The sequence below is a fragment of the Chelatococcus sp. HY11 genome (assembly GCF_018398335.1).
Classification (GTDB): domain Bacteria; phylum Pseudomonadota; class Alphaproteobacteria; order Rhizobiales; family Beijerinckiaceae; genus Chelatococcus.
In genome coordinates, this window is sequence record NZ_JAHBRX010000001.1 from 2,505,327 (window position 1) to 2,524,212 (window position 18,886).

An 18,886-nucleotide genomic window follows, 5' to 3' on the forward strand; every position below is an offset into this window, starting at 1 on the left:
GGATCATCGCGCTGGATGCTGAGGAATGTCAGCCGGGCTCCGCCTGTTTTGCAGCGCACCATGTCGCAGGACTGCGACAGGTGTGATCAAGCGGTCAGTGGTTGCGGCCGAGCCCGAAGCGCGAGAGCTTGCGATGCATGGTGGCGCGGCTGACACCGAGCAGGCGGGCCGCAGCCGAGACATTGCCCTTGGCGCGGGACAGCGCGCGCTGCACGGCCCCCCGCTCAGCCGTCGCGAGATCCTCGCCGGGGCCATCGGGGCCCTCGAAAAGGTCGGCAGCCGGAAACGGCGAGCCAAGGCGCGCGTCCGTCAGACCATAGGCCATGCGGGCCGCGCGATTGGCCCCGACCACGAGATCCTCGCGATCGACGGCGATGAGGCCGACGGCGCCCTTGCCGAGATCCGGCCCGAGCATGACGCGCGCATGGTTGAACGTATCGCGGAAATGGCGCGCCTCGATGCCCTGAGCCGCTTCGTTGGCCGCCGTCGCAATCAGGCGCAGCATGGTCGGGGTCAGATCCGAGCGACAGGTCGAGACATCGAGCGTAGCGACCAGCCGGCCCTCGGCGTCCCATATCGGCGACACCGTGCAGCTCAGGCCGATGTTGCGGGTGAGGAAATGCTGATCGCGATGGATGGTGAGCGCGCGCCCCTCCGCGAGACATGTGCCGACGCCATTGGTGCCCTCGCTCGCCTCGCTCCAGACCATGCCGGTCCAGAGGCCGAGATTGAGGAAATCCGCGTCGTCACCGGCCGCGCCGCGGCGATCGAGCGGCACGCCGTCACGATCGGTCAGAAGCACACAGCAGCCGGCATCGCCTACGGCATCGAACAGCCGGTCGAGCGTCGGCTGCGCGAGCCGGACGAGCCGCTCGGTGCGCTCATAAGCCAGATCGAAGGCAGCGCTTTCAAGGCGATGCGGCGGACGATGCTGGTCCGGATCCAGACCATATTGGGTGACCGAACGCGACCAGGATGCCGCGACAGCTGATCGCGCCGCCGAGGCGCCATCGCTCAATGTGGAATACACCCGTGCGGCATGGTGCGCCTTCGCCGTCCCGCCCATCCCTGCGACCTTTCCGTTCCGCCTCTGCCAGTTCCGGAGCTTTTACAGCCGCTGCTTATCTATGCCGCCATAGTCCGGCGGCAAGGTGGGTCCTGTCAATCACCTGCCGCGCGGACCGCATCGGCCAGGCGTTCCGCCAGCATGATGACGGGAATGTTGAGATTGGCGCGGGGCGCCGTCGGCATCACGGAGGCATCGATCACGCGCAGCCCACTGACGCCATGGACGCGGCCGGAGGCCGGGTCTGTCACCGCCTCGCGATCTCCCGCAGAACCCATGCGGCAGGTGCCGCAGGCATGCCACTGGCCAAAGGCATTATCGCGGACATAAGCCGCGATCGCCTCATCACTCGCAAGAAGATCCGCGAGGCTCATGCCGCCGGCCACGAAATGCTTGAAGAAGGGCGCGCGCAATATCGGCAGCGCGTCGAGGGCCACCGCTGCCGGCGCGGTGATGAGGAAATTGCGCAGGCCATAGCGCCCGAGCGCCTTGGCGAAACCGCTGTAGCGCGACGGGGAGGCATGGGCGACGTGGCCGGCCAGGGCCTCGCAAGCGAGAAGCCGGGCCATGAAGCGCACCGAAGCCGTCAGCCGCGTGACATCGCGAATGTCGGCCAGATGGTTGAAGGCCGTGAGCGGCGGCACGGACGGGTCCGCGCTCTGCAAGGTGACGCTGCCGCGCGCATAGGGCTTGTTGATCCACGACAACAGCGTCGCGATCTGCCGGCCAAGCGGATGCCAGGCGGATTTCGCCACCACCATCATGTACATGTCCGATGGCATACCGTCCGCCATCCCGGAGCTGTAACGCAGGCCGAGATGGATATGACGGCGCGTCGTGCCCCGCAGCCGCGCGGCGCGGGCGAGATAGGCCGACAGCGAAATTCCTGGATGTTCCTGCAGGTTTCGGCCTACTCCCGGGAGGTCATGCACAACCGTGAGTCCCAGCCGGTGCAAATCCGGCGCCGGCCCTATGCCGGATTTCATCAGGAGCGCCGGGCTGTGAATGGCGCCCGCGGCCACGATGGTCTCGCGCGCGCCGATGATGCGCGTTACGCCGTCTGCCGCCCGCAACTGGACGCCGACCACCCGACGCCCGTCCCAGGCGAGGCCCGAGACGGAAGCATCCGCCATGACGACCAGGTTGGGGCGTTGACGGGTCTCGCGATCGAGATAGGCGCGCGCTGTCGACACGCGATGCACGCCGTCGTTCGAGAGCGTCATCGGGAAATGGCCGTCCTCGAAGCGGCCGTTCTGGTCGCCGAGCGCGGGAAAGCCAGCCGCTTGCAGCGCCGCTTCGACGGCCAGCGAAAAGGCTGGCCAGCGCTCGCGAGGGACACGGTGGATCGGGATCGGCCCGCTGTCCCCGTGCAGCGGGCCGCCGTAGTCGAGATCCCGCTCAAGCTTCCTGAAATAAGGGAGCACCGACTGCCAGTTCCAGCCGGTCGCGCCCAGCCGCTCCCACTCGTCATAGTCGTCGGGCGTGCCGCGATTGGCGACCTGCCCGTTGATGCTGGAGCCGCCTCCCATCAGCCGCGGCTGCTCATAGCGCCCGAGTGGTGGGCGCTCGGCTGCGTTGTGCGCGACGGGTCGGAAATAGGCGGGCAATGCGGGCCAGTGGTTGACGGGGTCGAAAGCGACACGGCCGGGATAAATATCCAGCATCGCCGGCGTTTCCTCTCCCGGCTTGATGTCCCGCCCGGCCTCGATGAGGAGCACGCGCCGCCGCGGATCGGCGGAGAGCCGGTTCGCCAGCACGCAACCGCTGCTGCCGCCACCGACGATCACGATATCGAAGGCATCCGAGGCAGGCCCCTTCTCGGGTCCGGCCGCCGCCTCAGCCGACATGGGTGGCGAACCGTTCCGCGAAGGCGCTGGCGCCGGCTTCCGCGACCTCCTGATCCTCGGCCGTCGAGCCGGAGCTGACACCGACAGCGCCGACGACGACGCCCTTGACGGTGAGGGGAATGCCGCCGGCGAGCGTCGTGAAGCGACCATTGGCCTGGGCATGAATGCCGAAGGCGGCCTGCCCCGGCACCACGACCGGCGCGAGGTCGCGTGTTGCCTTGCGGCTGCCGGCCGCCGTGAGGGCCTTGTTGATCGCGATGTCCATGGCGATGAACTTGGCGCCATCCATGCGCCGCGCGGCGACGAGATGCCCGCTTTCGTCGACCACCACGATGTTTTGCGGCACGTCGATCGCCTCCGCCTGCCGCTGCGCGGCATCGAGCACATGGTTGGCCTCGTTCAGGCCGATGCGGGTGATGACCTGCATGATGCGCTCCCCTCAGCCGATCCAGAAACCGCCGTTCACGTCGAGCGTTGCGCCGGTGATATAGGCCGCCTCGTCCGACGCCAGGAAGGCGACCGCGCTGCCGACATCGGCGGTTGCGCCCAGCCGCGCCAGGGGAATGGCCTGCTGCAGCCGCTCCCGCGTTTCCGGGGTGACGTTCTCGCGGATGAGATCGGTATCGATCAGGCCCGGCGCGACCGCATTGGCGGTGATGCCATGCTTCGCCATCTGCCGGGCGAGCGTGCGGGTGAACCCCAGGATGCCAGCCTTGGTCGTGGCATAGTGGATGCCGCCGTTGATCGCCCCCTGCCGGCCGACCAGCGACGACATGCTGATCACACGGCCGCGTCCCCTGGCGATCATGCCCGGCAAGACCGCTCTGGTAAAAAGATACACGCTCTTCAGGTTGGTGGTCATCAGGCGGTCCCATTCCGCCTCGTCGATATCGAGGATGGAGAGCGCATTGTCCTGGCCGGCATTGTTGACGAGGATGTCGATGCCGCCGAGGCCGCGCTCGACCTCGGACACCATTCGCGTCACATCCTCCCCTCGACCGGCATCACCAACGACCGCGAGCGCGCCCTCTCCCAGCGCATCGGCCGTTCGACGCGCCGTGTCACCGTCGATATCGGCGATGGCGACCCGCGCGCCGCGCGCGTGGAGGGCCTCGGCCACGGCCCGGCCGATGCCGCGCCCCGCGCCAGTGACGACGGCGACCCGGCCGTCGAGACGAGACAATGTCATGTTGGTTATCCCTTGACGGACCCCTTGGTGAGACCGGACACCATGAGCCGGCCGAACAGGGCGAAGATGATGAGAATGGGCAGGATGGCGAGCGTGGCGGAGGCGGTCAGCGGCCCCCACTCCCGGCCGAAGAACCCAATGAAGCTGTAGATCGCGGGCTGGACGGTGCGGAGCGCCGGTGAATCGACCATCACCGAGCTCGCCACAAATTCGTTCCACGATCCCACGAAGACCAAGATGGCAGCGGCGCCCAAGGCCGGTCGCACCAGCGGAAGGATCACGTGGCGCAGGATCTGGAAGGTGGTGCAGCCATCCGCCGTTGCAGCCTCATCGAGCTCGCGCGGAATGCCCTCGATCGTGCCCTTGATCACCCAGATCGCCATCGGCAACTGGTGCGCCGCGTAGAGCATCGGCAGGACGATCGGCGTATTGGTGAGCCCCAGAGACGCAAAGTAAACGTAATTGGGAATAAGCAGGGCCGCCGCCCCAATAGACAACGGTATACTTGCGACCACCGCCAGAAAGAGCACCCTCCGCAGGGGGAAGTTGAAACGGTCGAACGCGTAGGCGGCCGGAAGGGCAAGCACGAGGGCAAGAACCACCGCGACCAGCGCATTGACCAGGCTGATGCCCAGGTTTCCACCGAAGCCGCTCAGGAACACGCGCTCATAGTTTTCGAGCGTGGGTGTGAAGCTGACGAATGTCGGCGGAAAGCGAAACAGGTCCGCCTGCCCCTTGAACGAGGTGATGATGCCCCAGATCAGCGGCGCGATGTTGAGGATGACGAGACAGCCGAACAACCCGCTCCACAGCCAACCGAGGCTGGGCACGAAACGGCGGACCGGCGCGGCGGCGACAGGCGATGACATTGTTGCGGAGGTCATGGCCGTCATCCTCACGCTTGCCAGCGGGCGAGCCGCACATAGGACATCACGAGAAGAATATTGCCCGCGAACATGACGATGGCGAGCGACGTGGCCGAGCCGAGATCGTAGTTCGTGAAGGCGCGCTCGTAGACATCCATGGCGAGGATGCGTGTGGCGTCACCGGGACCACCGCCGGTCATCACCAAGGGTGTCTCGACGGTGTTGAAGGTCGACAAGGTCAGGACGATGGCGATGAGCAAAAGAGGTGTCTTCAGCAACGGCAGCGTAATCATGCGGAATATCTGCCAGTTATTGGCACCGTCGATACGCGCGGCCTCATCATAATCATCCGGGATGCTTTTAAGACCCGCCAGGAGCACAAGCACCGCGTAACCGATACGCTTCCAGACCGAGACCGCGACAAGCAGCACCATCGCGCCGGTTGGATTGTTCAGCGGCTGCATCGCATCGAACCCGAGGAGCTGGATGACATAGCTCGCAACACCAATGTCGTTGACGAACACCCAGCGGAAGAGAAGCGTCGCGACCACCGCCGAGATGATCCACGGCACGATGACGACCATCTGCACGATGAAAGCCGTGCGCGCCGGCAGCCGGTTGATCCAGATGGCGAGCGCCATGGCGATGATGATGGTGAACACGACACAGGCCGCCGTGAAGACGCCACTGCGGCCAAGCGTCGGCAGCAGGGAGGGGTCCTCCAGCAACCGCGCATAGTTTCCGAGGCCGATGAAATCCGTCGGGGCTCCATACTCGATACGGAACAGTGTGAACCAAAATCCGTAAAGCACAGGAGAGAACAGGACAAAGAGAAGTAGCGCAAAGGCCGGCGCTATATAAACATACGCGATCGCGCTCGGTCTCATGTTGGTATCATGCCTTGGTTCGCAACGATATCTGCGGCAATTCCACGACGTGTCGGGCGTGCCTCATGTCCGGATCCGCGAAACGTCGACCAGACCGGATGTCGGCTATTCCGCCGCGGGCTACCGCGCGCTTGGCGGGGCATGCGCAAGCGCCCCATGCCCCGTATCGCGCATCAGCGGTTGTTACGGCGGTTGAATTCCTTTTCCGCCTCCTCGAGCGCGGCCTTCGGTTCCGCGCCATTCACGACGACGTTCTGCGCCGCCTTGTTCAGGGTCTGCCGATAACCGCCGACGCCGAAGTCAATGGGGGCGAGCCAGCCGAAATTCCGCGCGCCCTCGGTGGTCACGGTCATATAGCCGTTGCCTGGCTTATCGAAGTAAGACGCGAGCGACTTGATGGTCGTGCCCAGTGTCGGTGCCTGACCACCCACCGTCACCCAAATGGAATCGCCTTCCGGGCCGGTCATATATTCGAGAAAGCGCCCGGCAAGTTCCTGGTTCTTCGAGCCGGACCATACGCCGACCGCCCAGCCAGCCATGACAGCCGGCGAATGGGGCTTTGTTCCATTGCCCGGCCACAGCATCTGACCGACCTTGTCCGCGCCGATCTTCGCCTGGACGCTCGAGACGCGAACGCTCGCGCCCGTGTACATGGCAAGGCGCCCGGCCGAGAATTGCTCGATCAGATCATCCGGCGTCCAGGTCGCCGCCTGCTTCGGCGTGACCCCGTGCTTGCTGATCATGTCCGTCTGCAGCGTGAGCGCCGCCACGCCGGCAGGCGTCGCGAAACGCGCCTTGCCGTTCTCCTCGAAGATGGTGCCCTGCTCCGCGAGCGTCGCGGGGATCATCATCTGCGGATCGGCCTGCGCCTCGCTGAAGCCCTGACCGAACCCCCACCGGGTCACGGTGCCGGACGCGTCCTTGACGGTGAGCTTCTTCGCGGCGTCCGTAAATTTATCCCAGGTCGTCAGGGTCGCCGGATCAATACCCGCCTCTTTCAGGAGATCCGTGCGATAGATCACCGATATGTAGTTCCGCGACGTGAACAGGCAATACTGCTTGCCGTTGATCGCGCATTGATCCCAATAGGCGCCCGCTTGGTCGGCAACCTGCTCCTTCGTCCATTTATCGATGAAGAGCTTGCGCAGATCCGCCATGGAGCCGGACTTGATGGCATCGCCGAGAAGATCCGTGATCACCCAGATCACGTCGGGCGCATTGCCACCCCGGCTCGCCGCGAGGAACTTCGGCGTCATCTGATCCCAGACCTGAGGCTCCACCACGATCTTGGCGCCGGGATTGGCCGCCTCGAACTTGGCGATGATCTCGGCCAGGGCCTTCTCGCGCGGCGCATTTCCGGCCGGGTTCAGAAATGTCCACATGCGGATCGTCTCCGCCATGGCGCCGCTCACTGGCAGCGCGGCGGCCAGTGCGAGCAGGCTCGCCCCACCAATCAGACGCAGGCTTTTCGCCCCTATCGTCGTCATCATCACTTCCCTCCCCTTTCCTTCATTCTGAGTCGCTAACTATTCAGATGCCCTATCTGGATCTTGAGCAGACAAGTCATTGAGGGCGCCCTGCAATGACCTGTCGATATGCTTGCGCGTCGCCGCGCGATACTCGTCCACATCGCGAGCGCGCAGCGCGGCGATAATGGCATGATGCTCGACACCCTCACTCTCAAGGCGATCACGCCAGGAATTGAGGCCGCGCTGGATCCACGCACCAAGCAACTGCATCTGGATCGAGCGATAGAGCGAGATGAGGAGATCGTTGCCGCTCAGTTCCACCAGGGAATGGTGGAACCGTCCATTGAGATCCACATGCAGCCGATGCGACATGCGCTGCGGCGCAGCCTCCAGCTTGGCCTGGATGCTTTCCAGGGGCCCGAGACTTTTCAGGGTGATCTTTCCCGACGCGAGACGATCGATGGCGAGTTCGCCAGCCATGACCTCGAGCCCGAAACGCACCTGCCACAAGTCCGCGACCTGTTTCGGGGTGGGGGTCCTGATGTGGAAGCCACGCCGTGGGATCGCCTCGATGTAGCCTTCCGTCGCCAGGCGCATCAGCGCCTCGCGCACGGGGGTCAGGCTCACGCCGAATTTCAGCGACAACTCTTGCGGATAGAGCCGCGCGCCGCGCTCGAAATATCCGAACAGGATCATTTCCAGAAGCGTGCGATGCAGTGTCTCCTGCAACGTCTCGCCGGGCTTGCCGACCAGTTGGCCAAGCTCGGATGGATCGGGCAACGCGGAGGTCATGCCGGCACCCTCGGCGCGTCGGTTTGTGAAAGCAGGAAGCCATCCAGCATATCGACATTCGGATCGCCACCGTGCCCCGGGGCATCGCGCGCCACGAGATTTCCATCCGCCAGGGACAGCGGCACCAGCGGCAGCTCATCCCGCAAGACATTCGGCAGGCGGTTCGCCTCGTAGCACCAGGCCGCCGGCAAGGCGCGGCACACATGCAGCGCCGCGGACACGCCGACACTCGTGCCGACACCATGGGGCGCGAGCTTCAGCCCCTCGCGTGCACAGAGCTCGCCGATTGCCATGAGACCGCTGACGCCGCCAGCACGCGTGATATTGGGCTGCAGGATGTCAACGGCCCCAGCCTTTGCAAGCATTTCGAAAGCCGGCAAAGTGAATTCGTTCTCGCCTGCGGCGATCGGCACCGGCGAGGCCCGCCGCACCGCGGCGAGCGCCGCCGGATCGTCCGGCGGAATAGGCTCTTCCAGCCAGGCGATATTGAGATCCTTCAGCCCCTCCGCGAGGGTGATGGCGTCTCTCAAGCCATAGGCGCAGTTGGCATCGAGCATGAGCTGATGCCGGCCAAGCGCCTCGCGCACGGCCGAGATATGATCGAGGTCCACGCCGATGCCCCTGCCGATCTTCAGCTTCACGGCGTGATAGCCCTGCGCGATGAGAGCTCGCGCCGCCGCGGCGGAAGCGTCAGGTGTCGGCAAGAGCGCAACGGGGCTGACATAGGTCTCGACCGGCCCGGGCGACCCGCCGAGGCGCGTCGCGAGCGGCTGGCCGGCACTCTTGGCAATCAAATCCCACAAGGCGATATCGACCGCCGCGAGCGCCTCGATCGCCGGCCCCCGGGTATGGCCAAGGGCCCGGAAATAGGTCGCGAGATCCCCCAGCATGCGGGCTGGCTCACCGACATCCTGCCCGATGACGACCGGCGCGATGACATTCTCGACAAGGCTCGCCGCCGCAAGCGGATAGGGGAGGCCAAAGCCCTCCCCCCAGCCGCTCAGGCCATTGTCCGCCGTCACCTTGACGAGCGTCGCATACTGGCCGGTCCGTGGGATACGGCGAAAATGGCTCGCTGGCGCCAGGATTTCGGGCGGCACATTGGCAAGCCCGCCATACTGGCGCGCAAATGTTGCAGCCAAGGGATAAACACTCATGCCGACAAGCTTCATGGGCCACCTCGCCCCAAAGCTTATAAATTATAATTTATTTTTTTCAAGCGATAGCGATAAAGCTTCCCTGCCTCGATTTTATATTGAATTACAATGACTTATGTCTGACGCGTCAGGCGATCGCGATCCGGACGCGGCGATTTTGTTTGCCTTTTTTCTCGATGCCGGTCACGGCGACGCTGCCGATTTCGCCGGTGCGCCGCACATGGGTGCCCCCGCATGGCTGCAGATCGAGGCCCGCGATTTCGACGAGCCGGACCCGGCCCGTCCCCATCGGCGGCTTGACCGACATCGTCTTGACGAGCGAGGGATTGGCGAGAAGTTCATCGTTGGTGATCCAGCGCTCACTGACGGCAGCGTCCTGTGCCGCCATGGCCGTGAGTTCCTCGCTGAGACGATCCTTGTCGAGCGTGGCCTCGGGGATGTCGAAGTCGAGCCGCCCTTCGCCATCGCCCACTGACCCACCCGTCACGGGATAAGGCAGGATGACCGAGAGGAGATGAAGTGCCGTATGAGCGCGCATGCGTGCGTAGCGAATGGGCCAGTCGAGCGCGAGCGATACGCTTTCCCCAACCTCCGGCCTGCGGGCGCCCTCCCCGATCTGATGCAGAACAACGGAGCGATCGGCGCCGTAGACAGCGTTCAAGACGGTGAGACTGGTGCCGTCCGCCAAGGTCATCGTGCCACGATCACCGGGCTGGCCGCCGCCCTGGACATAAAAAATGGTCTGATCGAGTTGTAAGCCGACGTCATCGACCGCAATCACGCGTGCCGTGGTCTCGCGGAGATAAGCATCGTCACGAAAGAGAAGCTGCGTTTTCATGCGCCAATAGTTAGAGCATTTTCGAGCGCAATGGAAACCCGATCGCGTGCACCTCCGGATAGGCGGCGGGTACGCCTGATGCGGGCCTCACGGCGAAATCGGGACATCCCGCTCAGATCATGTCAGAAGCCGTGCAGCGCGCCACCATCGACCACCAGAATATGGCCCGTGACATAGCCAGCCGCGCGCGATGCGAGATAGGTCATCGCCCAGCCGATATCCGCACCGCTCCCAAGCCTTTTCATGGGAATACGCCCATCGATCTTGGCGCGCCGCGCCGGGTCGCTCGATGTCGCCTTGCGAAAAAGCGGCGTATCGATCCATCCGGGGGCGACGCCATTGACACGCACCCCGCGCGGCGCGAGCTCGGTGGCCAACGCGCGTACCATCCCCACATGCGCGGCCTTCGCGGCGGAATAGCCGATGACATTCGGAATGCCAAGAAACGAGCTCATCGATGCTGTAAATAGGATCGAGCCGTTGCCGCTCGCCTCGATCTGTTTGACGAATGCCCGCGAACAGGCAAAAGCGCCTGAGACATGAATATTCAGGACGTCCTGAAACTCTTCCGACGTCATCACCTCGAGCGGTTGCTTGACGGTTCGTCCAGCATTGTTGACCAAAATTGAAACCGCGCCGCGCTTGTCCTGCACCAGCCCTGCGAAATCATTCGCCTCGTCGAGTTTGGTGACATCGCAGACGAAGCCCGCCGCGTTTTCTCCCAATTCCGCGACCGCCTGATCGAGCTTTGCTGCGTCTGTTCCCGTAATTGTCACCCGCGCGCCGGCAGAGAGAAAACAACGCGCGATGTCGAGGCCGAGCCCGCTGCTTCCCCCGGTTATCAGGGCGTGATGGCCGGCCAGCCCAAAGACATCTTTCAGTGTTTCATCTGCCGGCAGCCGCATTTAACTTATCCTTCCACAGTCTCTGAAACCGGCCCGCCGGACAAAACGCTCGACGCGCAATTAAGCCGGGCCATCCTCCGCACCGCGAACATCCACGAGGATCTTCGTGAAACCGCCGGGATCGGCATCCCACGCGCGCATCGCATCCGCGGCCTCGGCAAAGGGCGCCACGCGGGAAATAACGAGATCACCGATTTCGGGGCGTTGTTTCATGGCGGTAATGACATTCTCGAAATCGAGGCGTTGGGCGCCACGCGACCCTCTGATATCGATCTCCTTCATCAGGAAGAAGCGGGTCTCGTAAGTCACCGGATTCTTCGCATAACCGACATAGACGACGCGCCCGCACGAACCGACGATATCGATCGCTTGCGTGAAGGTCTGCTCCGCTCCCACGGCCTCGATAACGACTTGCGGGCCATCATCCCCCGTGAGTTCGCGTATGGCCGCAGCCACATCGACCTTGGAGGCATCGACGCCATCTTCGGCGCCCAAGGCTTTCGCCTGCGCGAGCTTGGCACCGGCGAGATCAACAGCGATGACCCGCGCCCCCCGGGTCACGGCGCCAAGTACGGCGCCAAGACCGATGACACCGCAGCCAAGCACCACAACCCGCTCCCCCTCCATCACCTCGGCCCGGCGCACGGCATGAAAGCCAACCGCCAGCGGTTCGATCAAGGCAAGATCACGCAGCGCCAATCCGTCAACGGGAATAACCTTGCCATGCGGCACAACGATGAACTCGGTCAGCGCGCCTTCCCGTTGCACACCGAGCGTCTCATTGTGCTTGCATGCGTTGGGCCGACCCATGCGGCATGCATTGCAAAGGCCACAATTGAAGTAGGGCAGAACGCAAACATGCTGACCGACCCGGAACTGGTCGGGAACATCAGCCCCAATCGTCTCGATGACGCCGGATATCTCATGCCCCGGAACACGAGGATATTTGACCAGCGGGTTCTTTCCACGGAAACTGTTCAGGTCAGATCCGCAATAGCCGATGTACGCTGTTCGAATACAGATCTCGCCACTTCCGGCGGGCCGCCAGGGCAGCTCCGTATAGGACAGCACGCCGGGCTGATCGATGGAGAGCGCTTTCATGACACATCTCGCTCAAACGATCGCGACGGTGCAGCGATCGATATCATCCCAATCAAGATCGACACCGAGCCCAGGCCGCGCTGGAAGCTTCGCCATACCGTTCTCGATCGGCAGAGGGTCCTTCAAGCCGAAAGCAAATCCCTCGACCGGATAAAGCAACTCGAAGAAATCACAGTTCTTGACTGCCGCGCAGCAATGAAGATTGACGATTTCGGCCGGGTGGAAAATCGATGTATGGATCTCGCAGTTGACGCCGAAGGCTTCCGCCAGCCGCGCGGTTTTCATGACGCCGGTAACGCCGCCGGTCCAGGAGACGTCGGCACGCACGCGATCGACAACACGGGTCGCTATGCATTCGGCGATGCTGTAGGGATGTTTGGCAAGCACTTCCGTGCCGACCAATGGTATCTCGAGAGTTCGTGTCAGCTCGCGCAGCGCATGGACATCCTCGTCGTAGAGAGGCTCTTCATACCAGTAGTAGCCGAGCGCCTCCAACGCGCGCCCGAAGCGGATCGCCTGCTCAAGATTGAATGTCGAGACGGGATCCGACATCAGCGTGAAATCGGGACCCACAGCCTCGCGGACGAGCCGGTGGGCCTCCAGGTCCTCCTCCAGATCCTTGCCCGGCGTATGCAACTTGTAGGCTTTCAGCCCTTCCGCCTTGGCACGCAGCGCCTCCTTGGCGTAATCCTCCGGCTTCGAAAGGATCATCGAGCTGCCGTAGACAGGAACATCTTCCCTATAGGCGCCGAGATACTTGTAAAGCGGCTGGCCGGCGGCCTCGGCGGACAAGAGCCATTGCAGCGTATCGAACGGACCATAGCCGTAGATGGGCAAATGGCCCCACCAGCGGTCAGCCGTCCGAAACTCATGCCATGCCTTTTCCCGATCGCGCGGATCGCGCCCCAGCATGAAGGGCCGCAGAGTATCGGCGATAAGCTTACCCGCGCCTTCCGCTGAACGCCCTGCGAATCCGAAGGTTGTCGCGCTTAAGCCCTCGTCCGTCTTCATGGTAACGGCCAGGAACTGAAAAGCGGAGAAATCTCCGGTCCGGAACGCGCCTGCATCGAATGCATCCGGCAGCCGCCGGCAGCAGCGCACTTCGACATCGCTGATCTTCATGATTTCGGCCTCAGAACTTTCCAAAGCGCAGATAGGCTTCCTGAGGGTCGACGCCCTCAAGAATGGCCTTGCGAACGAGATTTTCCGTCGTGATCGCCTGCTCCGCGGCCGCGACGATCTCCTCGGCCCGCGCCTGCGGGATGCGGATCAGCCCGTCACGATCACCGATCATGTAATCTCCCGGCGCGATCACGACATCGCCGATCTTGATGTCGACATCGAAAGCGCGCGGCAGCCAGTAGCCCACGATGTCGCGGGGCGTGTAGCCGCGCGACCAGGTCTGGAACTCGAGCGCCAGAAGAAAGTTGCTGTCGCGAACATACCCATCAGCGATGCAGCCCAAAACGCCCTTATTCTTCAATGTCTCAGCCGACAGCTCACCCATATTGGCGACGACCCGGTCATTCGGCTGCGAAACCCAGACATGACCGGACTTGGCTTTCGAGAGGAGGCCGGTCCATTCCAGCAATGTCTGGTGCGGATCCGCCTTCGGATCCACCCGACCGTCGATGGTGAAAGCCGGACCGGCAAGGACCTTCTCGGGCATATTCGGCCTGATTTCGGCGGGCAGCGTGAAATCCTTCAGCCCCATGGCCCGCATGACATCATGCACGACGCCGGTATAGCAGCTCTCGAGCCGCAGCGTGAGATTGTCAGTCATCCAGAACTATCCTTCGATTAGCATCGACCAATCAGGCAGCCGGCAAACAGGCCGGCCCGATCGGCTCAAAACTCTTGTAGGTCAGCGCGAATTCACGATGGCCCAGCTCTTCCGATTTCGTGCGCCTGCCCTGGCCAAGGCCGACCACGAGATCACGGATCTCGCGCCCGACATCATCGAGCGTCGCCTCCCCGGCGAGGATGCGGCCCGCGTCGACATCCATGTCCTCCGCCATACGGCGATAGGTCTCGGGATTGGCGCAAATCTTGACGACCGGCGAGATGGCGGATCCGACGACCGAGCCACGCCCGGTCACGAACAGAACGGCATGGCTGCCACAGGCGATAAGCTCCGCGATTTCCGCGGTGTCATTGATATTCGGAAACCCGAAACGAACTTCGCCGTCCGGCACAACGTCGAGGAGATAGAGACCGCCCCGGGGCGGGTGGTCTCCCGGCTTGATGAGCCCGGCGATCGGCGATGAGCCCGACTTCGCATAGGCGCCCATCGATTTTTCCTCGATGGTGGACAGGCCGCCATCCGCATTCCCCGCGGCAAAGGAACCATATCCCAATGTCGCGTAGTATCGCGCCGCCTTCTCAACGCTGTCCCGCAGAACAGCGCCAAGTTCCGAAGTAACAGCGCGGCTCGCCATGATATGCTCGCAGCCGATGAGCTCCCCTGTCTCCTCGAAGATGCAGGCGGCGCCTTCCGCGACAAGCTGATCGAACGCGCGACCGGCCGCGGGGTTGCCTGTGATGCCCGATGTTCCATCCGACCCGCCGCAGACCGTGCCGACGACGAGCTCGTCTATGCCCATGGGCACCGGGTCCTGCGCCGCAAGCAAGGGCAGTTGCTCCCGCACCCAGGCTTGTCCCTCGGCGATCGAGGCGCGCGTTCCGCCGCTCGCCTGGATGACCACCGTCTCCACCGGCCGGCCGCTCTGCCGCACCACATGGGCAAGCCCATATTTGTCAAAGCTTTCGCAGCCCAGCGAGAGCAGGAGCACCGCGCCCACATTGGGGTGGGTGCACAATTCCTCCATCATGCGCTGCGCATAGCCATTGGGATAGCAGCCGGGAAAGCCGATGAGATGGACATCCTGATCGCGGAACGGCCAGGCGATCTCGCGGGCGACATGATGCGCACATTCCACGAGATAGGCGACCGCGACCACATTGCGGATGCCCTTGCGCCCGTCCGCCCGCAGGAAGCCGCGCATCGGCGCTGTCAAATCGGTGCTCATGTCACGTCTCCGTGGCGCGCGCGGGCATCATCCAACGTGTGGGTCGCGGTATAGTCGCTCTTCATATTGTGGACATGCACGTGTTCGCCCGCACGTATATCCGCCGTTGCCGAGCCGATGGGCGCGCCATACTTGATGATCTTTTCGCCGACCCTGATATCCCTGGACGCAAGCTTGTGACCGAGGGGAATATCTTTCGGCAAAACCGCTTCATGACCGGCGATGCGCACCGCGCTGCCTGCCTCGATACGCCGGCGAACCACGACCACATTGTCGTCCGGTCCGAGCAGAATCACACGCGCGTCGAGTTCGCCCCGCAGACCTGGTTCAGCTTCCATCATCGTCTCGCCAACACGGCGCCTCATGCATGCGATGCCGAGCGTGACGCGACGCTCGGCATCGTGCGCTTTCTTAGAAAGTCGGAAGGGATGTATTGACGGTTCCCATCCACTTCTTCTGCAATTCCTGAATTTCACCGGTGGTCCACGCCATGAAGATGGTCGTATTCAACCAATGCAAGAAATCGCCCTCATTACGACGCAGGCCGATGCTCATCGGCGCTGACGCAACCACGAATTTGACAGCGAGATTGGGATTGCGCTGCATGAAGGCGGCCGCCAACCCGCCGCTTGTCACGATGCCCTCCACCTGGCCCGCGAGCAGGGCCTGGCTGGTTGAGGCGTCATCGTCATAGCGCTGGATGACCGTGCCCTCGACGGCGCGCTTTGTCACCGCGATGTCATTCGTCGTGGATCGTGTAACCCCGATCTTCTTGCCCTTGAGATCCGCCAGGCTCGTCAGCGTGCTGTCTTTAGATGTCAGGAAGACCTGCTGATCGACGTAGACCGTATTAGTGAAGGCAATCGCCTTCGCACGTTCCGGCGTAACCGAGAACGACGAAATGGCGATATCGATCTTTCCACTGGTCAAGTTCGGAATACGGTTGGAAGCAACCGTATCGACAACATTCAACTTCACGCCAAGATCGCGTGCGATGATTTTCGCGAGCCCGACATCATAGCCGTCCGGCTCCATCTTGTCGTTCGTCAAACCGAAGGGCGGTGTGCCAAGGCTGACGCCGACATTGATTGTTCCGCGCTTGACGATGTCGTCCAGCAGGTTCTGGGCGGATGCCACGCCCGCTGAGGCGACAAGCGCCAGTCCTACAGCTGCGGCTTTCAGTACACGAAGCATGTTGTTCTCCCTAGGTTATCGGCTGATGGACGCCATTATTGTGAAACTTCTCGTCCAGGCGTCGGCTCGCGAACGAGAGGCATGAGCACAGGACGAAATACATGGCCGCGACCGTCAGATAGACGCTCAACGGCTGATAGGTGGCATTGGCAACGATCTGGCCGGCGCGGGTCAGTTCCACGAAGCCGATGATGGACGCCAGCGCCGTGTTTTTCACAAGCTGGACGAAGAAGCCCACCGTCGGTGGAATGGCGACGCGCACCGCCTGCGGCACGATGACGAAGCGCATGGTCTTGGGCCAGTTCAGCCCGATCGCCGCCGCCCCCTCCCATTGCCCCTTGCCGATCGACTCGACGGAACCGCGCCAGATCTCACCAAGAAAGGCAGCCGCATAGAGGGTGAAGGCGAAACCGGCCGCGACCAGCGCCGGCACGTCATAACCCGCGAAAGCGAGGCCGAAATAGGCGATGAAGAGCAGGACCAGCAGCGGGGTGCCCTGGATGACGTATATATAGGCCTTCGCGATGAAGCGCAGCGGCGCATAGAGCGAGATCCGCGCCAGCATGATCAGCGCCCCGAAGATGGCGCCGCCAAAGAGCGCCATGAACGACAGAAGCAGGGTCCATAAGCCGGCCTGCGCCAGGAAAAGGACATGGTTGAAGGAAAACGTCTGGAACATGCCGCTTCTCCTCAACGCCCGACATATTTGAAAGCAAACAAGGTGCGGTCGAAGACTGTAAACAGGCCTTTGAAGGCCGCGGTCAGCCCGAGATAAATCACCGCGACGATCAGGAATGCTTCCAGGCTACGAAAGGTCAGACCCTGTATATCGTTGGCAACGCCCGTCAGCTCGGGGATGGAAATCACCGAGACAACGCTTGTCGCCAGCATGACCAAGATGAACTGGCTCGTCAGCGCCGGATAGACCGCCGCCATGGCCGGCTTGAGGATGACGTGACGGAACGTGAGGTAAGGCGACAACCCCAGCGCGCGTGCGGCCTCGACCTGCCCCTTGTCGATCGTCTCGATGCCGGCGCGGGCGATCTCGGTGATATAGGCCCCCGCGTAGAGTGAGAGCGACAGGATGCCGGCCGTCAGCGCGTCCAATCGAATGCCAATAGCGGGGAGCCCGAAGTATACGATATATATCTGCACCAGAAATGGCGTGTTCCTGATGATTTCGACATAAGATCCCGCAATCAAGCGTGCCGGCTTTATTGAGGACAGGCGCGCGAATGCTCCGACAATGCCGATGACAAGGCCGAGCAGCATCGCCGCCGCCGACAGAAGGATCGTGTACAGGCCGGCGTGCACGAACTCAGGCCACCGGGCAAGCGTTCCAGAAAAATCGAAATAGAACATCCATCCTCCCGGACTTGAGCGCAAACGGGCACACGCTCCTTACGACCCGTTCAGCGAAGGCCTCTCAAGGGCTTCTTCTCCAGGCCGGTAGCAGTTCACCATCACGACACCGCCGCCGGAGACGCAGGAACCGGTCGGCTAAACCAGCCCTCCATACGGGAAGGCGAGAATCCGCACAACGAAAACGCAAGAACGCCCTTCGCAGAGATCTATACCATATCAGAAATCATATCCTGCCAGGATACGACAAGTAATACTTTAGATGCCCCGCAAGGCGAAGCATAACGCCTCTCAGGACCCGTCGTTGTCACTTTCCAACGCCGCCGCAACGCTTGCCAGGGCATCCCTGCGACTGCATTGCAGATGCAATTCGAGCGCCTCGCACGTCTGATCCAGCGATCCCCCGGCGATCGCCTCGATTACCTTGCGGTGCTCACCAACAGAGCGAATGTGGTCCCACGCATTGTAGATGAAAGTTGTATGCGTCTGCTCGAGCAGACGCATATGCCACTCAGCAACAAGTGAATTTCCTGCCGCCAGGATGATTTTCTGGTGAAACTCGCGATCGAAGACAAGCGCCATCGCGAGATCATCGGGCGTGTCCAATTGCGCGAAATGAGCATGTCGATCAAGAGTATTCTCAAGAGACGCCACAAACTCGGGCGTCATCTGGTGCCTGCCGAACAATTTATGGACGGCATTCATCTCGATCATGATCCGCGCTTCGTAGATCTCCTCAACCTCGGCGCTGGTGAAGCGCCTGACAACCGCGCCCTTGCGCAGCGGCGAAACCACGAGCCCATCGGCCTCCAGCCGCAGCAGAGCTTCCTTGATGGGCGTGGGGCTGATCGACAACTCGACCGCCAGCTCTTCCGGCAACAACCGCCGCCCTCCGGCCAACTGGCCGTTGAGGATGCGGGTCCGCAATTCGCGGTAGGCCTGATCAGCCAATGTAGCACGAACGAAGCTTGCCATAGCGGCATCATTTCACATGGATCGACGCTCGATGCAATATCTTAGATAAAAAATTTTCTATTTTAGATGGAAGATTGTTCGGTTAGGATCCGGCCTGCGCGGAAGGCCACAGCCCCTGCGCGATGAGCACCTCAGCCTTGTGAACCTTCACGATCGACAGGCCGGGACGCACTGCCTTCAAAACCATCGCATTCCTTGGGAGACCGTCT

The 18,886-nt window shown here is 62.5% G+C and carries 20 protein-coding genes; all 20 read right to left on the reverse strand.

The features are described 5' to 3' along the window. Positions 1 to 94: 94 nt before the first annotated feature. The 20 genes from KIO74_RS11410 to KIO74_RS11505 all read right to left on the reverse strand — a co-directional run bounded on the left by KIO74_RS11410 (position 95) and on the right by KIO74_RS11505 (position 18,677). The gene (locus KIO74_RS11410; RefSeq protein ID WP_213332094.1) at positions 95 to 1,066 is read right to left on the reverse strand and encodes a GAF domain-containing protein; all 972 of its coding nucleotides are present in this window, start codon (positions 1,064 to 1,066) and stop codon (positions 95 to 97) included. Between the two features lie 95 nt (positions 1,067 to 1,161). Continuing rightward, positions 1,162 to 2,913: a GMC family oxidoreductase gene (locus tag KIO74_RS11415; protein WP_213332095.1), complete on the reverse strand. Its 1,752-nt coding sequence runs from the start codon at positions 2,911 to 2,913 to the stop codon at positions 1,162 to 1,164. Continuing rightward, a complete protein-coding gene (locus tag KIO74_RS11420) occupies positions 2,903 to 3,340 on the reverse strand; it encodes a GlcG/HbpS family heme-binding protein (protein ID WP_213332096.1) in 438 nt (145 codons plus the stop codon). The genes KIO74_RS11415 and KIO74_RS11420 overlap by 11 nt, the downstream gene beginning before the upstream one ends. 12 nt (positions 3,341 to 3,352) lie before the next feature. Next, entirely contained in the window at positions 3,353 to 4,102 is a 750-nt protein-coding gene (locus KIO74_RS11425) for an SDR family NAD(P)-dependent oxidoreductase (RefSeq protein WP_213332097.1), read from the reverse strand. Positions 4,103 to 4,107: 5 nt separating this feature from the next. Continuing rightward, entirely contained in the window at positions 4,108 to 4,986 is an 879-nt protein-coding gene (locus KIO74_RS11430; RefSeq protein WP_213332098.1) for a carbohydrate ABC transporter permease, read from the reverse strand. A gap of 11 nt (positions 4,987 to 4,997) precedes the next feature. After that, positions 4,998 to 5,855, reverse strand: coding sequence for a carbohydrate ABC transporter permease (locus KIO74_RS11435; RefSeq protein ID WP_213332099.1), 858 nt, complete (start codon positions 5,853 to 5,855; stop codon positions 4,998 to 5,000). A 173-nt stretch (positions 5,856 to 6,028) separates the two neighbouring features. Further along, positions 6,029 to 7,345, reverse strand: coding sequence for an ABC transporter substrate-binding protein (locus KIO74_RS11440; protein WP_213332100.1), 1,317 nt, complete (start codon positions 7,343 to 7,345; stop codon positions 6,029 to 6,031). 36 nt (positions 7,346 to 7,381) lie between these two features. Next, positions 7,382 to 8,116 carry a GntR family transcriptional regulator gene (locus tag KIO74_RS11445; RefSeq protein ID WP_213332101.1) on the reverse strand — a complete coding sequence of 245 codons (735 nt, stop codon included), beginning with the start codon at positions 8,114 to 8,116 and terminating at the stop codon, positions 7,382 to 7,384. Beyond that, positions 8,113 to 9,273 carry a mandelate racemase/muconate lactonizing enzyme family protein gene (locus KIO74_RS11450; RefSeq protein WP_213332102.1) on the reverse strand — a complete coding sequence of 387 codons (1,161 nt, stop codon included), beginning with the start codon at positions 9,271 to 9,273 and terminating at the stop codon, positions 8,113 to 8,115. The genes KIO74_RS11445 and KIO74_RS11450 overlap by 4 nt, the downstream gene beginning before the upstream one ends. 127 nt (positions 9,274 to 9,400) lie before the next feature. Further along, the gene (locus tag KIO74_RS11455) at positions 9,401 to 10,111 is read right to left on the reverse strand and encodes an alanyl-tRNA editing protein (protein WP_213332103.1); all 711 of its coding nucleotides are present in this window, start codon (positions 10,109 to 10,111) and stop codon (positions 9,401 to 9,403) included. A 122-nt stretch (positions 10,112 to 10,233) separates the two neighbouring features. Continuing rightward, complete coding sequence (locus KIO74_RS11460) at positions 10,234 to 11,016, reverse strand: SDR family NAD(P)-dependent oxidoreductase (RefSeq protein WP_213332104.1); 783 nt, start codon at positions 11,014 to 11,016, stop codon at positions 10,234 to 10,236. Positions 11,017 to 11,076: 60 nt separating this feature from the next. Beyond that, on the reverse strand, positions 11,077 to 12,117 hold the full coding sequence (locus KIO74_RS11465) for a zinc-binding alcohol dehydrogenase family protein (RefSeq protein ID WP_213332105.1): 1,041 nt from the start codon (positions 12,115 to 12,117) through the stop codon (positions 11,077 to 11,079). A gap of 12 nt (positions 12,118 to 12,129) precedes the next feature. After that, positions 12,130 to 13,239 (reverse strand): enolase C-terminal domain-like protein, encoded by a 1,110-nt coding sequence (locus KIO74_RS11470; protein WP_213332106.1) that lies wholly within the window; start codon positions 13,237 to 13,239, stop codon positions 12,130 to 12,132. Between the two features lie 10 nt (positions 13,240 to 13,249). Then, positions 13,250 to 13,900 (reverse strand): RraA family protein, encoded by a 651-nt coding sequence (locus KIO74_RS11475; protein WP_213332107.1) that lies wholly within the window; start codon positions 13,898 to 13,900, stop codon positions 13,250 to 13,252. Positions 13,901 to 13,931: 31 nt separating this feature from the next. Then, the gene (locus KIO74_RS11480) at positions 13,932 to 15,146 is read right to left on the reverse strand and encodes a UxaA family hydrolase (RefSeq protein WP_249730953.1); all 1,215 of its coding nucleotides are present in this window, start codon (positions 15,144 to 15,146) and stop codon (positions 13,932 to 13,934) included. Beyond that, positions 15,143 to 15,484 (reverse strand): UxaA family hydrolase, encoded by a 342-nt coding sequence (locus tag KIO74_RS11485; RefSeq protein WP_213332108.1) that lies wholly within the window; start codon positions 15,482 to 15,484, stop codon positions 15,143 to 15,145. Before KIO74_RS11485 ends, KIO74_RS11480 begins: the two co-directional genes overlap by 4 nt. Positions 15,485 to 15,557: 73 nt before the next feature. Continuing rightward, complete coding sequence (locus KIO74_RS11490; RefSeq protein WP_213332109.1) at positions 15,558 to 16,340, reverse strand: transporter substrate-binding domain-containing protein; 783 nt, start codon at positions 16,338 to 16,340, stop codon at positions 15,558 to 15,560. 10 nt (positions 16,341 to 16,350) lie between these two features. Further along, positions 16,351 to 17,019, reverse strand: coding sequence for an amino acid ABC transporter permease (locus KIO74_RS11495; RefSeq protein WP_213332110.1), 669 nt, complete (start codon positions 17,017 to 17,019; stop codon positions 16,351 to 16,353). A gap of 11 nt (positions 17,020 to 17,030) precedes the next feature. Next, the gene (locus KIO74_RS11500; RefSeq protein WP_213332111.1) at positions 17,031 to 17,702 is read right to left on the reverse strand and encodes an amino acid ABC transporter permease; all 672 of its coding nucleotides are present in this window, start codon (positions 17,700 to 17,702) and stop codon (positions 17,031 to 17,033) included. Positions 17,703 to 17,993: 291 nt separating this feature from the next. After that, positions 17,994 to 18,677 carry a GntR family transcriptional regulator gene (locus KIO74_RS11505; RefSeq protein ID WP_213332112.1) on the reverse strand — a complete coding sequence of 228 codons (684 nt, stop codon included), beginning with the start codon at positions 18,675 to 18,677 and terminating at the stop codon, positions 17,994 to 17,996. Between the last annotated feature and the right edge of the window lie 209 nt (positions 18,678 to 18,886).

Excerpts from the sequence above, each read along its gene's own strand:
- KIO74_RS11410 (WP_213332094.1), bottom strand. The coding sequence starts at position 1,066 with ATGGGCGGGACGGCGAAGGCGCACCATGCCGCACGGGTGTATTCCACA.
- KIO74_RS11415 (WP_213332095.1), bottom strand. The coding sequence starts at position 2,913 with ATGTCGGCTGAGGCGGCGGCCGGACCCGAGAAGGGGCCTGCCTCGGAT.
- KIO74_RS11420 (WP_213332096.1), bottom strand. The coding sequence starts at position 3,340 with ATGCAGGTCATCACCCGCATCGGCCTGAACGAGGCCAACCATGTGCTC.
- KIO74_RS11425 (WP_213332097.1), bottom strand. The coding sequence starts at position 4,102 with ATGACATTGTCTCGTCTCGACGGCCGGGTCGCCGTCGTCACTGGCGCG.
- KIO74_RS11430 (WP_213332098.1), bottom strand. The coding sequence starts at position 4,986 with ATGACCTCCGCAACAATGTCATCGCCTGTCGCCGCCGCGCCGGTCCGC.
- KIO74_RS11435 (WP_213332099.1), bottom strand. The coding sequence starts at position 5,855 with ATGAGACCGAGCGCGATCGCGTATGTTTATATAGCGCCGGCCTTTGCG.
- KIO74_RS11440 (WP_213332100.1), bottom strand. The coding sequence starts at position 7,345 with ATGATGACGACGATAGGGGCGAAAAGCCTGCGTCTGATTGGTGGGGCG.
- KIO74_RS11445 (WP_213332101.1), bottom strand. The coding sequence starts at position 8,116 with ATGACCTCCGCGTTGCCCGATCCATCCGAGCTTGGCCAACTGGTCGGC.
- KIO74_RS11450 (WP_213332102.1), bottom strand. The coding sequence starts at position 9,273 with ATGAGTGTTTATCCCTTGGCTGCAACATTTGCGCGCCAGTATGGCGGG.
- KIO74_RS11455 (WP_213332103.1), bottom strand. The coding sequence starts at position 10,111 with ATGAAAACGCAGCTTCTCTTTCGTGACGATGCTTATCTCCGCGAGACC.
- KIO74_RS11460 (WP_213332104.1), bottom strand. The coding sequence starts at position 11,016 with ATGCGGCTGCCGGCAGATGAAACACTGAAAGATGTCTTTGGGCTGGCC.
- KIO74_RS11465 (WP_213332105.1), bottom strand. The coding sequence starts at position 12,117 with ATGAAAGCGCTCTCCATCGATCAGCCCGGCGTGCTGTCCTATACGGAG.
- KIO74_RS11470 (WP_213332106.1), bottom strand. The coding sequence starts at position 13,239 with ATGAAGATCAGCGATGTCGAAGTGCGCTGCTGCCGGCGGCTGCCGGAT.
- KIO74_RS11475 (WP_213332107.1), bottom strand. The coding sequence starts at position 13,900 with ATGACTGACAATCTCACGCTGCGGCTCGAGAGCTGCTATACCGGCGTC.
- KIO74_RS11480 (WP_249730953.1), bottom strand. The coding sequence starts at position 15,146 with ATGAGCACCGATTTGACAGCGCCGATGCGCGGCTTCCTGCGGGCGGAC.
- KIO74_RS11485 (WP_213332108.1), bottom strand. The coding sequence starts at position 15,484 with ATGGAAGCTGAACCAGGTCTGCGGGGCGAACTCGACGCGCGTGTGATT.
- KIO74_RS11490 (WP_213332109.1), bottom strand. The coding sequence starts at position 16,340 with ATGCTTCGTGTACTGAAAGCCGCAGCTGTAGGACTGGCGCTTGTCGCC.
- KIO74_RS11495 (WP_213332110.1), bottom strand. The coding sequence starts at position 17,019 with ATGTTCCAGACGTTTTCCTTCAACCATGTCCTTTTCCTGGCGCAGGCC.
- KIO74_RS11500 (WP_213332111.1), bottom strand. The coding sequence starts at position 17,702 with ATGTTCTATTTCGATTTTTCTGGAACGCTTGCCCGGTGGCCTGAGTTC.
- KIO74_RS11505 (WP_213332112.1), bottom strand. The coding sequence starts at position 18,677 with ATGGCAAGCTTCGTTCGTGCTACATTGGCTGATCAGGCCTACCGCGAA.